Here is a 12,704-nt window from a genome sequence, read left to right as displayed (position 1 = left end):
ACAGTCACCTCGCTACGGGCGCAGCGCCGGCTCGCGCTCGACGTCCCGCTTGTCCAGCTTGGCGTCGAACGCCGCCAGCGGCTTGGCCGCCGACGGGTTCTCCTGGACCTTGCCGGAGGCGACGCCCGCCCAGTCGAGGATGCGGGCGGTGGCCTTCGCCTTCTGGTCGGGGACCAGACCGGCGACGTTGGCCCCGTGGTTCATGCCGGGGGCGGTGAGCACGTAGGAGTCGCGCGCACCGTGTCCGAGGCGGAAGGGCTCGGCGCCCCACGGGTCGTTCTCGCCGTAGACGAACAGCATCTGCCGGGCGTTGTGCCGCACCCAGCGGTCGACGTCCCACATGGCCAGCGGCTGGAACTTCATCGGGATCGACCGGGGCACGAAGTTCCGCGGCGGCTGGTAGCCGTAGCGGATGTACTTCTTCTCGATGTGCGGGAAGTGGATCGTCGGGGCGCCCAGCTGGGTGCCCGCCTGGTAGTAGTACGGCGTGTAGGTCTCCAGGCCCTGGTCCGTGTAGGCGGAGAAGCCGGAGATCGAGTCGACGGAGCCCCAGATCGCGTCGTCGGTGGCGTTCTTGGCGTCGGCCGGGATGTCGGCGCAGTCGTCGAGGGTGCTGTACTGCCAGAAGCCCCAGACGTAGTCGAGGACGACGGCCTCGTAGGCGCGGTCCAGGCTGCCGATGGTGTCGAAGGTGTAGCCGTTCTCGGCCGCGTACGCCTCGTACTTCTTCTTGAGCGGCGCACGGCGCACCAGCGCCTCGCGCTGCACCCCGTTCAGCTTGTCGCGGCACTCCTCGGTGCCGACGCGGGCGAAGAAGCGGTCGTAGGCCGAGTCCTCCTTGTTCACCACGTCGTTGGGGGCGACGTAGGCGACGACGCCGTCCATGTCGCGCGGGTAGAAGCGCTCGTAGTAGGTGGCGGTCATGCCGCCCTTGGAGCCGCCGGTGGAGATCCAGTTCTTGGAGTAGACCGGCTTCAGCGCCTCGAAGATGCGGTGCTGGTCGCTGGCGGCCTGCCAGATGTCCAGCTTGGACCAGTCGGCCGGGGCCGGCCGGGACGGGGTGAAGTAGCGGTACTCCATGGAGACCTGGTTGCCGTCCACGATCTGCGTCGGCTCGCGCCGGCTGGGGTTCGTGGAGACGTTGTAGCCACCGGTGTAGAAGACCGTCGGGCGGTTCACGTCCTTGTGCAGGACGGTGATCCGCTGCTGGAACGTGCCCTTGGACGGACGCCGGTGGTCGACCGGCTGCGTGTAGTTGAGGACGAAGAAGCGGTAGCCGGTGTACGGCTTCTCCTCGATCAGGCTCATGCCCGGTATGGACAGCAGCCGGTCCTTGATGTCGACGGCCTTCGGCTCGGCGGCGGTGGCCGCCCCCGCCGTGCTGACGGTGCCTATGAGCACCACGAGCGCCAGCAGCCATCTGAGCGCCTTGCGCATGCACCCTCCCTGTGAAACGGATGTCCGCCGGAAGCTATCGGAGCAAGTCGCGCGCGCACCAGGGTGGATGGGGAAATGGCCCGCTTGGTTCCCGGTGGGCCGGCCGCCTCAGCAGAGGATCCAGCCGGAGCTGACCGAGCGGCCGGAGACCTTGCCGGTCACCCATACGCAGCGCTTACCGGCGTGCACCGTCACGGGTCCGGCCCGGTAGGCGTACCGCCCCGAGTCCACCACGGCACGGCCCCCGCGCGCCCGCACGCTCACGGACATCTGCCGCTTGGTGCCGGGCCTCTTGGGGACGGTGACGGCGCAGACGTAGCCGCCGCGCCTGTGGACGAGGACCGACCCCGTCGCGAACGGGAGCGTGCGCACCTTGCGGCCCGGGCACGCCGTGGCGGCATGGGCCTCCTGCGGCGTCGCCACGGTGAGCAGCCCGGCCGCCACGAGCACCGTCGTGCCCAGCGCCAGGCCGCGTCGTGTCCCAGCACCGGCTCGGCCCACTGTCGTCCCCTCCGTACGGCGGTCACTGACGTACGGATGTACGGACGCGCGCCGGGTGTCGAATGGTTGCGCGAGTGTCAGTGTGCCGCGCCGACCGGCTCCTCCGGCTCCGCCGCGCCGACGAAGGTCCGCCACAGCCGTGCGTACCGTCCGTCGAGGGCCAGCAGCTCGTCGTGCGTGCCGTCCTCGGCGACCCGCCCGCCGTCCATGACGACGACGCGGTCCGCGCGGGCGGCCGTGGTCAGCCGGTGGGCGACGACCAGGGTCGTGCGCCGGCCCGCTATCCGGTCGGTCGCGTGGTTGACCTGCGCCTCGGTGGCCAGGTCCAGCGCGGCCGTCGCCTCGTCCAGGAGCAGCACGTCCGGGTCGACCAGCTCGGCGCGGGCCAGCGCGATCAGCTGGCGCTGCCCGGCGGAGAGGTTGCGGCCCCGCTCGGCGACCTCGTGGAGGTAGCCGCCGGTGAGGGTGGCGATCATCTCGTGCGCGCCGACCGCCCGCGCCGCCGCCTCCACGTCGGCGTCGGTGGCGTCCGGGCGCCCGTAGGCGATGGCGTCCCGCACGGTGCCCGGGAAGAGGTACGCCTCCTGCGGGACGACGCCCAGCCGGTGCCGGTAGGAGGTGAGGTCGAGGGCGCGCAGGTCCTGCCCGTCGACCGTGACCCGGCCGCCGGTCGGGTCGTAGAACCGGGCCACCAGTTTCACCAGGGTCGACTTGCCCGCGCCGGTCTCACCGACGAAGGCGACGGTCTGCCCGGCGGGGATGCGCAGGTCGATGCCGGTCAGGGCCGCGTCCGCCTCGTCGGCACCCCCGTACCGGAAGTGCACGTCCTCGAAGGCGATCTCGCCGCGCAGGGACGTGACCCCGGCGGGCTTCTCGGCGGCCCGGGTGGAGGTCGGTTCGCGCAGCAGCTCCTGGATGCGGCCCAGCGAGACGGACGCCTGCTGGTAGCCGTCGAAGACCTGGGAGAGCTGCTGGACGGGCGCGAAGAACAGGTCGATGTAGAGCAGGTACGCCACCAGCGCGCCGGTGGTCAGCGTCGCGTCGTCGATCCGGCCGCCGCCGACGATCAGCACGGCCGCGGCGGCGCCCGAGGAGAGCAGCTGCACGAAGGGGAAGTAGATGGAGATCAGCCACTGTCCCCGGATGCGGGCCTGGCGGTAGCTGTCGCTGCGTTCGGCGAACCGCCGCCCGCCGTCGCCCTCGCGCCGGAAGGCCTGCACGATCCGCAGCCCCGCGACCGACTCCTGGAGGTCGGCGTTGACCGTGGAGACCCGCTCCCGGGCCAGTTCGTACGCCTTCACGCTGGCCTTGCGGAAGAAGTACGTGGCGATGATCAGCGGCGGCAGCGTCGCGAAGACGACGAAGGCGAGCTGTACGTCGATGACCAGCAGGGCGACCAGGATGCCGAAGAAGGTGACGATGGAGACGAAGGCGGTGACCAGGCCGGTCTGGAGGAACGTCGACAGCGCGTCCACGTCCGTGGTCATCCGGGTCATGATCCGGCCGGTCAGCTCGCGCTCGTAGTAGTCGAGGCCGAGCCGCTGGAGCTGGGCGAAGATCTTCAGGCGGAGCGAGTACAGGATCCGCTCCCCCGTCCGGCCGGTCATGCGGATCTCGCCGGTCTGCGCCGTCCACTGGGCGAGCACCGCGAGCAGGCCGAGCAGCGAGACCGCCCAGACCGCGCCGAGCGCCAGCTGGGTGACGCCCTCGTCGATGCCGTGCCGGATCAGCACCGGCAGCAGCAGGCCCATTCCGGCGTCCACGCCCACGAGGGCGAGGCTGATCAGCAGCGGGGTGCGGAAGCCTCGCAGCAGGCGGCGCAGACCGTACGACTCCTCCGGCTGGACCGCCCGCGTCTCGTCGACGTCCGGGGTGCCGTCCGCCGGGGGCAGCGCGTCGACCTGGGCCAGCAGTTCGGGGGTGGCCGGGGTGCCGGCTAGGGCGGTGTCCTTCGGGGTGCGGTCGCCGGTCCACAGCCGTGGGGTGACGCCGCGCTCGGCGTCGAACTCGGCGTCCAGCTCGTCGCGGACGGAGGTGTCCTCCGTCTTCTCGGCGGGGCGCGTGTGCCCGGGTGAGACGCCGCCCAGTTCGTCGGGGTCGGTGAGCAGGCGGCGGTAGAGGGCGGAGCGGCGCTGGAGTTCCTCGTGGGTGCCGAGGTCGGCGAGGCGGCCGTGGTCGAGGACCGCGATGCGGTCGGCGAGGCCCAGGGTGGAGCGGCGGTGCGCGATGAGCAGCGTGGTGCGGCCCCGCATGACCTGCTTCAGCGCCTCGTGGATCTCGTGCTCCACGCGGGCGTCCACGGCGGAGGTGGCGTCGTCGAGGACGAGCAGCCGGGGGTCGGTGAGGATGGCGCGGGCGAGGGCGACGCGCTGGCGCTGGCCGCCGGAGAGGGTCAGGCCGTGCTCGCCGACGGTCGTGTCGTAGCCGTCGGGCAGCTCGCTGACGAACCCGTGCGCCTGCGCGGCCCGCGCGGCGGCCTCGACCTCCTCGTCGGTGGCGTCCGGACGCCCGTACGCGATGTTGGCGCGGATGGTGTCCGAGAAGAGGAAGGAGTCCTCGGGCACCAGCCCGACGGCGGCCCGCAGCGAGTCGGTCGTCAGCTCGCGCACGTCGTGGCCGCCGACGAGGACGGCGCCGCGCGTCACGTCGTAGAAGCGCGGCAGGAGCAGCGACACCGTGGACTTGCCGGAACCGGAGGAGCCGACGACGGCGAGGGTCTCCCCGGCGCGGATCTCGAAGGAGAGGCCGTCGAGGACGGGCCGTTCGGCGTCGTAGCCGAAGGACACGTCGTCGAACTCGACGGTCGCGGGCGCGTCGGCCGGCAGCGTCTTGGTGCCGTCCTCGATCGAGGGCTCGGTGTCGATCAGCTCCAGGACGCGTTCGGTGCCGGCGCGGGCCTGCTGGGCGACGGTGAGGACCACGGCGAGCATCCGGACCGGGCCGACGAGCTGGGCGAGGTAGGTGGAGAAGGCCACGAACGTGCCGAGCGTGATGTGGCCGCCCACGGCGAGCCAGCCGCCGAGGGCCAGCATGGCGACCTGGCCGAGCGCGGGGACCGCCTGCAGGGCCGGGGTGTACGCGGCGTTCAGCCTGATCGTCCGCAGCCGCCCGGCGAAGAGCTTGCGCCCGACCTCCCGGAGCTTGCCGGTCTCCTGCTCCTCCTGCCCGAAGCCCTTCACCACGCGTACGCCGCTGACCGAGCCGTCGACGACGCCCGCGACGGCGGCGGCCTGGGCCTGCGCGTACCAGGTGGCGGGGTGCAGGCGGCTGCGGCTGCGGCGGGCGATGAACCACAGCGCGGGGGCGACGGCGACGGCCACCAGCGTCAGCGGCGGGGACAGCCACGCCATGATGACCAGGGAGATCAGGAAGAGCAGGACGTTCCCGATGGTCATCGGGAGCATGAAGAGCAGGCCCTGGATCAGCTGGAGGTCGCTGGTCGCCCGCCCCACCACCTGGCCCGTGGACAGCTCGTCCTGCCGCCGTCCGTCGAGCCGGGTGATCGTCCCGTACATGTCGGTGCGCAGGTCGTGCTGGACGTCGAGGGCGAGCCGGCCGCCGTAGTAGCGCCGGATGTACGTCAGGACGTAGACGACGGCCGCGGCGCCGACGAGGAGACCGGCCCAGACGGCCATGTCCCTGGTCTTGTCGCCGATCACGTCGTCGATGATCACCTTGGTGATCAGGGGGACGAGGGCCATGACGGCCATGCCGCCCAGCGAGGCACCGAGGGCGAGGACGACGTCCTTGGGGTAGCGCCAGGCGTATCCCGCCAGTCGTCGTGTCCATCCCCGTTGCGCGTCCACGCGTGTCCTCCGGTCGGTCGTCCCGCTCGTCCCGCTTCACCTGATCTACCGGAAGGCACCAACGCCCGCGAGCGGGGATTTCATCCCGTCGCAACATTTCGGGCCGGCGGCGGACCCGGTGCCGCACCCGGCACGCAATCGACACGTCTCGTACACCCCACCTCCAACATGTCCATGTCACGCTCGATCCACCGTTCTCCTCAACACGCGTAGATCGGACACCCCACATGCTCGCGATACGCATCGGACGCCACCGGGCGGCCGCGCTCGCCGTGGCCGCCGTCCTCACCGGCCTCGCCGTCCCCTCACTGGCCGCGAACACGGCCACGGCGACGAGCCCGGCGGCGAAGACCACGGCGGACTACGACGACACGTACTACAAGGACGCGGTCGGCAAGACCGGCGACGACCTCAAGGCCTCGCTCCACACGATCATCAGCGACCAGACCAAGCTCTCCTACGACGCGGTCTGGGACGCCCTGAAGACGACCGACCAGGACCCCGCCGACAGCGGCAGCGTGATCCTGCTCTACTCGGGCCTCTCCCGCAGCAAGTCGTCGAACGGCGGCGACACCGGCGACTGGAACCGCGAGCACGTGTGGGCCAAGTCCCACGGCGACTTCGGCACCGCGACCGGGCCGGGCACCGACATCCACCACCTGCGCCCCGAGGACGTCGGGGTCAACAGCGTGCGGGGCAACAAGGACTTCGACGACGGCGGCAGCGGCTTCACCGACAGCGGCGGCAGCCTCACCGACGCCGACTCCTTCGAGCCCCGCGACGCGGTCAAGGGCGACGTGGCCCGCATGATCTTCTACATGGCGACCCGGTACGAGGGCGGCGAGGGCTTCCCCGACCTGGAGGTCAACGGCAGCGTCGACAACGGCAGCAACCCGTACATCGGCAAGCTGTCCGTCCTGAAGACATGGAACGACGAGGACCCGCCGGACGCCTTCGAGGAGCGCCGCAACCAGGTCATCTACGACACCTACCAGCACAACCGCAACCCGTTCGTCGACCACCCGGAGTGGGTCGAGGCGATCTGGTAGCGGTCAGCCCACGAGGTCCGCGTAGACGATGATGTTGTCCGGGCGGTGGCCGTCGGTGATCTCGCCGCCGCAGGTGATCAGGCGCAGTTCGGGGCGGTCGGTCCTGCCGTAGACCTTCTCGGTGGGGAAGGCGTCCTTGTCGACCTGCTCCAGCGCGGTGACGGCGAAGACCGCCCGGGTGCCGTCCTCGCGGCCGACGTCGATCGTGTCGCCGGGCTTGATCTTCCCGACGTCCTTCATGACCGCCGGGCCGTTCGCCGTGTCGAAGTGGCCGACCAGGACGGCCGGGCCGGTCTCACCCGGCGTGACGCCCTTGCCGTACCAGCCGATCCGGTCGGCCTGGGCGACGGAGGGGACCTCGATGGTGCCGTCGGCGTTCAGGCCCAGCCGGAGCAGGGGGCCGGTGTCGACCCCGGCGGCGGGGATGGTGACCCTGACGGGTACGGATGCGGGCATCGCCGTCGGGACGCTCGTCCCGCTCGGCGCCGGGGTGGCGGGCGCCGAGGCGGATGCGGTGATGTGCGGGGGCGGGGTGGCCGCGTGCCCGTCCGCCCCGCAGCCGGCGAGCGCGGCGGCGAAGGGCAGGACGAGCAGGGCCGTGGCCGCTCGGCGTCCGAGGGACAGGCGCATGTCGTTCTCTCCTGAAAGGCCCCGGCCGGAGCCTGGCCCGCAAGGCGGGGCGCGGTTCCGGCCGGGGCGCGGGTGCGTACGGGGTCAGCGAGTGGCGGCAGACCGCCGGCGGCGCAGGGCGACGAAGGCCACCCCGGCGGCACTGGCGGCCGCGGCCGCTCCGCCGACCGTGACGAGCGGGGACGCGCCGCCGTCCGTCGCCTCGTATCCGGCCGCGACGCCGCCCTTCGGTATGACGGAGGTCTGGTCGCCTCCCCCCTGGCCCAGCTGCCCGGAGCCGCCGGCCGGGTACGTGAAGTCGCACCCCTGCGGCAGGCTCGGGAAGGCGGTGATCAGCGCCGGATGGCCGCCGCCCTCCATGTTCGTCCGCAGCTTCGGGTGCGTGCTGTCGGGGTTGAGGATCTCCGCGAGGAAGCCCGCGCTCTCGGGCAGCCTGGGCTGCGTGCGGCTCAGCGACAGACCCGGGATGAAGCCCTCCTCGCCGGCTCCCTTGAAGCGGACGGACGGCCCGGACGGGCTGATCGTCAGCACGGCGGTCGTGCCGGCACCGATGTTCGTGCTCTTCGTCACCACGCACCGGACCGGCGTCACCGAGCCCTGCCCGTCGGATCCCGCGTCGGTGGCCGAGGCCGTCGGGCTGGGCGAGGCGGAGGTCGGGGCGGAGGTGGAGGGCGTGGACGGGGAGGCCGGGTCCGTGGGGGAAGCGCTCGCCGAGGGCGGGGCGGGTGCCGTGGCGGAGGAGGACGGTGCGGGCGAGGTATCGGTGGCGAAGGCGGTCGCCGCCGAGGCGAGGACGACGCCGGTCACCGCAACGGCGCCCACGGACCCGCGGAGCAGGCGACGGCGGCCGGAGGACAGGGAAGCACCGGCAAAAGAGTGCACAGCGGGCCTTTGCAAGGAAGGAACCCCTTTCCGATTGGTCGGATCATTGAGCTTATTGACGACCAATCAGCGGAAGGATGTGCTCCCCGTCACAGCACTGTCACAGGCCACACGCAGCCCGCGGTGGCCTGTGACGCACTGCCGTCACCCCAGATGCGTAGGCGCGAACATCCGCAGCACGGCCGGCAGGACCACGACCGACGGGCCCGGTGCGGCCAGGGCCTTCGCGAGGTCGGTCTCCAGGGTCTCCGGGGACGTGCGCACGCCCGGTACGCCGAAGGACTCCGCCAGGGCCACGTAGTCCGGGCGGGTCAGTTCCGTGGCCGTCGGCTGTCCGAAGGCGTCGGTCATGTACTCGCGCAGGATGCCGTAGCCGCCGTCGTCGACGATCAGCCAGGTGACGTTCAGGTCGTACTGGCGGGCGCTGGCCAGTTCCGCGATGGAGTACAGGGCGCCGCCGTCGCCGGAGACCGCCAGCACCGGGCGGGTGGGATCGGCGGCGGCGGCGCCGAGGGCCGCCGGGAAGCCGTAGCCGAGGCCGCCCGCGCCCTGGGCGGAGTGCATGGCGTTGGGGGCCTTGGCGTCGAAGGCCGACCACGCCCAGTAGGCCAGGATGGTCATGTCCCAGAAGGACGGGGCGCCGGGCGGGAGGGCTCCCCGGACGGCGGCCAGGACGTCCTGTTCCAGGGTGAGTTCCTGGGACTCGATGCGGTCGCGGACCTTGTCCAGTACCTCCCGTACGCGTTCGGGGGCGGTGGGGTCCGTGCGCTCCTCCACCGTCTCCAGCAGGGCCTGGAGGGCGAGGCGGGCGTCGGCGTGGATGCCGAGGGCCGGGTGGTTGGACTCGAGCTTGCCGAGGTCGGCCTCGATCTGGACGACCCGGCCGCGCGGCTTGAACGTGTGGTAGTTCGACGAGAGTTCACCGAGGCCCGAGCCGACCACCAGGAGGACGTCGGCGTCCTCCAGGAAGTCCGTCGTGTGGCGGTCCTCCAGCCAGGACTGGAGGGACAGGGGGTGCGTCCACGGGAACGCACCCTTGCCGCCGAAGGTCGTGACGACGGGGGCCTGGAGGCGTTCGGCGAGCTGCCGCAGCTTGCCCGAGGCGTCCGCGCGGACGACGCCGCCGCCCGCGATGATCGCGGGGCGTTCCGCGCGGGACAGCAGGTCGGCCGCCACCGCCGTCAGTTCGGGGCGCGGGGGCAGTTCCTCGGGGAAGGTGTCACCGCCGGTCACCACCGGGATCGGGGTCTCGGACAGGAGGACGTCCTGCGGGATCTCCACCCACACCGGTCCGTGCGGCACGGTCAGCGCGGACGTCCACGCCTCCGCGATCGCGGACGGGATCTGGGACTGGGTGCGGACCGTGTGGACGGACTTCACCACGCCCCTGAACGAGGCCGCCTGGTCCGGGAGTTCATGGAGGTAGCCGTGGCGGCCGCCGCCGAGGCCGGCCGTGGGGATCTGGCTGCTGATCGCGAGGACGGGGGCGGAGGCCGCCCGTGCCTCCTGGAGCGCGGCGAGGGCGGTGAGGGCTCCCGGGCCGGTGGACAGGAGCAGCGGGGCCGCCTCGCCGGTGATCCGGCCGTACGCGTCGGCCGCGAAACCGGCGTTGTTCTCCACCCGCAGGCCGATGTAGCGCAGGTCCGAGCGGCGCAGCGCGTCGAACATGCCGAGGGCGTGCTGGCCGGGCAGGCCGAAGACGGTGGTCGCGCCGAGCCCGGCCAGGGTCTCCACGACCAGGTCTCCGCCGTTGCGGCCGGGGGGAGGGTTGAGCGCGGCCTCCGTCTGGGCGGCGGTCGGACGGAGTACCAGGTCGTGGTCGTGGGTCACTTGCTCTCGGCCTCCTGGTCCGTCGCGCGGGCCTGCGCGATCTGGCGGGACATGATCGTGGTGAGTTCGTACGCGGTGTGGGAGGCCGCGACGGAGGTGATCTCGGCGTGGTCGTAGGCGGGGGCCACCTCGACGACGTCGGCGGAGACCAGGTTGCAGGATGCCAGCCCGCGCAGGATCTCCAGCAGTTCGCGGGAGGTCATGCCGCCGGCCTCGGGGGTGCCGGTGCCGGGCGCGTGGGCGGGGTCGAGGCAGTCGATGTCGATGGAGATGTAGAGCGGGCGGTCGCCGATGCGCTGGCGGAGCTGGTCGGCGACCTCGTCGGCGCCGCGCCGGTAGACGTCGGCGGAGGTGACGATGCCGAAGCCCATCTTCTCGTCGTCGGTGAGGTCCTGCTTGCCGTACAGCGGGCCGCGGGTGCCCACGTGGGAGAGGGCCGAGGTGTCCAGGATGCCTTCCTCCACCGCGCGCCGGAACGGCGTGCCGTGCGTGTACTCGGCGCCGAAGTAGGTGTCCCAGGTGTCCAGGTGGGCGTCGAAGTGGAGCAGGGCGACCGGGCCGTGCTTCTTCGCGACCGAGCGCAGCAGCGGCAGGGCAATGGTGTGGTCGCCGCCCAGCGTCATCAGGCGGGCGCCGGTGCCGAGGAGGTCGTCGGCGGCGGCCTCCACGGTCTCGACGGCCTCGTTGATGTTGAAGGGGTTGACCGCTATGTCGCCGCCGTCGGCGACCTGGGCGAGCGCGAAGGGGGAGGCGTCCTGCGCAGGGTTGTACGGGCGCAGCAGTCGGGAGGCCTCGCGGATGGCGTTGCCGCCGAACCGCGCGCCGGGCCGGTACGAGACGCCGGAGTCGAACGGCACGCCGACCACGGCGACGTCGGCGGAGGAGACCTCGTCCAGGCGGGGCAGCCGGGCGAAGGTCGCGGGTCCGGCGTAGCGCGGGATCCGGGAGGAGTCGACGGGGCCGCGGGGCGTCTCGTTGCTGCTCATGTACTGCCTTCCTTCTTACGCTTCGTCGCGTATGTACTACTGCCGTCCGACTCTACTGGGGTGCCGGGACCGGCGGTTCGGACGGGGATTCGGGGGACCGTCCGGCGAGACGTTCGCGCCACGCGGCGAGGATCGCCTCGTCGGTGGGGCGGGTGGCCAGGGAGACGGCGACGTAGACGACGAGGGAGGCCAGCAGGCCGTAGTAGATCGGCTCGTTGGCGAGGACGCCGTAGCCGGCCATCAGGCCGACGACGGTGAGGCCGCCGACCGCCACGGCGGCGAGGGCGCCGTGCGCGGTGCCGCGCTTCCACAGCAGTCCGCCGAGGATGGGGACGAGGAGGCCGCCGACGAGCAGGTTGTAGGCGACGGTGAGGGCCTCGACGACGTCGTTGAGGGCGATCGCGATGACGACGACCAGGACGCCCATCGCGAGGATGAAGACGCGGTTGCCCTTCACCTCGTCGTGTTCGCCGTCCGTCTTGCGCATGACGCCGCGCAGCCGGGACCAGATGTCGTTGTTGGCGACGGTGGCGCAGGCGATGAGGGCGCCGGAGGAGGTGGACATCACGGCGGCCAGGGCGGCGGCCAGCACCAGTCCGCGCACGCCCATGGGGAGTTCGTCCTTGACGATGGTGGCGAAGGCGTCGTCGGGGCTGGCGAGGTTCGGGTAGAGCACCTTGGCGGCGGTGCCGATGACGGCGCCGGCCACGGCGTAGACGAGGCAGTAGGTGCCGGCGATGGTGCCGCCCCACTTCGCGGTGCGGTCGCTGCCGGCGGTGAAGACGCGCTGCCAGATGTCCTGACCGATGAGCATGCCGAAGGTGTAGATCAGAACGTAGGTGAAGATCGTCTCGCCGCCGACGCCCAGCGGGTCGAAGTACTCGGTCGGCAGCTGAGCCTTCATCTCGCTGAAGCCGCCGGCCTTGACCACCGCGATGGGCAGCAGCAGGAGCAGGACGCCGATGGTCTTCACGACGAACTGCACCATGTCGGTGAGCGTGATGGACCACATGCCGCCGAGCGTGGAGTAGGCGACGACGATGGAGCCGCCCAGGATGATCGCGAGGGTGCGGTTCACGTCGAAGAGGACGTCGAAGATCGTGGCGTAGGCGATGGTCGAGGTGACCGCGAGCATCAGGGTGTACGCCCACATGACGACGCCGGAGATGACGCCGGCCTTGCCGCCGTAGCGCAGGTCGAGCATCTCGGAGACGGTGTAGACCTTCAGGCGGGCGATGCGCGCGGAGAAGAAGACGGACAGGGCGAGCAGGCCGAGGCCGATGGTGACGACCATCCAGGCGCCGGAGAAGCCGTACTGGTAGCCGAGGCCGACGCCGCCGATGGTGGAGGCGCCGCCGAGGACGATCGCCGCCATGGTCCCGGAGTACATCGCGGGGCCGAGCCGGCGCCCCGCGACGAGGAACTCGCTCTTGGACTTGGCGCGGCGCATGCCCCACCAGCCCATGGCGAGCATGCCGGCGAGATAGACGACGATCACGATGTAGTCGACGGCCATGGGGGCCTCCTTCGCGCACTGTCGGTGGCGGGTCGTGCTGGGGGTGGTCCGGTGGCTGGTCGCGGGG

The 12,704-nt window shown here is 71.7% G+C and carries 9 protein-coding genes; 1 reads left to right on the top strand and 8 read right to left on the bottom strand.

Annotated elements, in window-relative coordinates; translation table 11 throughout:
* Positions 1-12 precede the first annotated feature (12 nt).
* The 3 genes from ACGF3J_RS01370 to ACGF3J_RS01360 all read right to left on the bottom strand — a co-directional run bounded on the left by ACGF3J_RS01370 (position 13) and on the right by ACGF3J_RS01360 (position 5,744).
* Positions 13-1,437: a S28 family serine protease gene (locus ACGF3J_RS01370; RefSeq protein ID WP_161329334.1), complete on the bottom strand. Its 1,425-nt coding sequence runs from the start codon at positions 1,435-1,437 to the stop codon at positions 13-15.
* A gap of 108 nt (positions 1,438-1,545) precedes the next feature.
* Entirely contained in the window at positions 1,546-1,938 is a 393-nt protein-coding gene (locus ACGF3J_RS01365) for a hypothetical protein (RefSeq protein WP_161329333.1), read from the bottom strand.
* A gap of 77 nt (positions 1,939-2,015) precedes the next feature.
* Positions 2,016-5,744 (bottom strand): ABC transporter ATP-binding protein, encoded by a 3,729-nt coding sequence (locus tag ACGF3J_RS01360; RefSeq protein ID WP_161329332.1) that lies wholly within the window; start codon positions 5,742-5,744, stop codon positions 2,016-2,018.
* Positions 5,745-5,971: 227 nt separating this feature from the next.
* On the opposite strand from ACGF3J_RS01360, the gene ACGF3J_RS01355 reads away from it, so the two are divergent.
* On the top strand, positions 5,972-6,793 hold the full coding sequence (locus ACGF3J_RS01355) for an endonuclease I family protein (protein ID WP_161329331.1): 822 nt from the start codon (positions 5,972-5,974) through the stop codon (positions 6,791-6,793).
* A 3-nt stretch (positions 6,794-6,796) separates the two neighbouring features.
* On the opposite strand, the gene ACGF3J_RS01350 is transcribed toward ACGF3J_RS01355, so the two are convergent.
* From ACGF3J_RS01350 to ACGF3J_RS01330, 5 genes are all read right to left on the bottom strand, one after another.
* A complete protein-coding gene (locus tag ACGF3J_RS01350) occupies positions 6,797-7,423 on the bottom strand; it encodes a class F sortase (RefSeq protein ID WP_161329330.1) in 627 nt (208 codons plus the stop codon).
* 84 nt (positions 7,424-7,507) lie between these two features.
* Positions 7,508-8,245 carry a hypothetical protein gene (locus ACGF3J_RS01345; protein WP_161329329.1) on the bottom strand — a complete coding sequence of 246 codons (738 nt, stop codon included), beginning with the start codon at positions 8,243-8,245 and terminating at the stop codon, positions 7,508-7,510.
* Positions 8,246-8,449: 204 nt separating this feature from the next.
* On the bottom strand, positions 8,450-10,135 hold the full coding sequence (locus ACGF3J_RS01340; RefSeq protein ID WP_161329328.1) for a thiamine pyrophosphate-binding protein: 1,686 nt from the start codon (positions 10,133-10,135) through the stop codon (positions 8,450-8,452).
* Positions 10,132-11,121: an agmatinase gene (gene speB / locus ACGF3J_RS01335; protein ID WP_161329327.1), complete on the bottom strand. Its 990-nt coding sequence runs from the start codon at positions 11,119-11,121 to the stop codon at positions 10,132-10,134. Before speB ends, ACGF3J_RS01340 begins: the two co-directional genes overlap by 4 nt.
* Positions 11,122-11,173: 52 nt before the next feature.
* Positions 11,174-12,637: a sodium:solute symporter gene (locus ACGF3J_RS01330; protein WP_161329326.1), complete on the bottom strand. Its 1,464-nt coding sequence runs from the start codon at positions 12,635-12,637 to the stop codon at positions 11,174-11,176.
* Positions 12,638-12,704 lie beyond the last annotated feature (67 nt).

It is taken from the genome of Streptomyces sp. NPDC048171, from assembly GCF_043202655.1.
Taxonomy (GTDB): domain Bacteria; phylum Actinomycetota; class Actinomycetes; order Streptomycetales; family Streptomycetaceae; genus Streptomyces.
The sequence above is the reverse complement of the archived record's forward strand: the minus strand, read 5'-3'. Positions and strand labels throughout refer to the sequence as shown.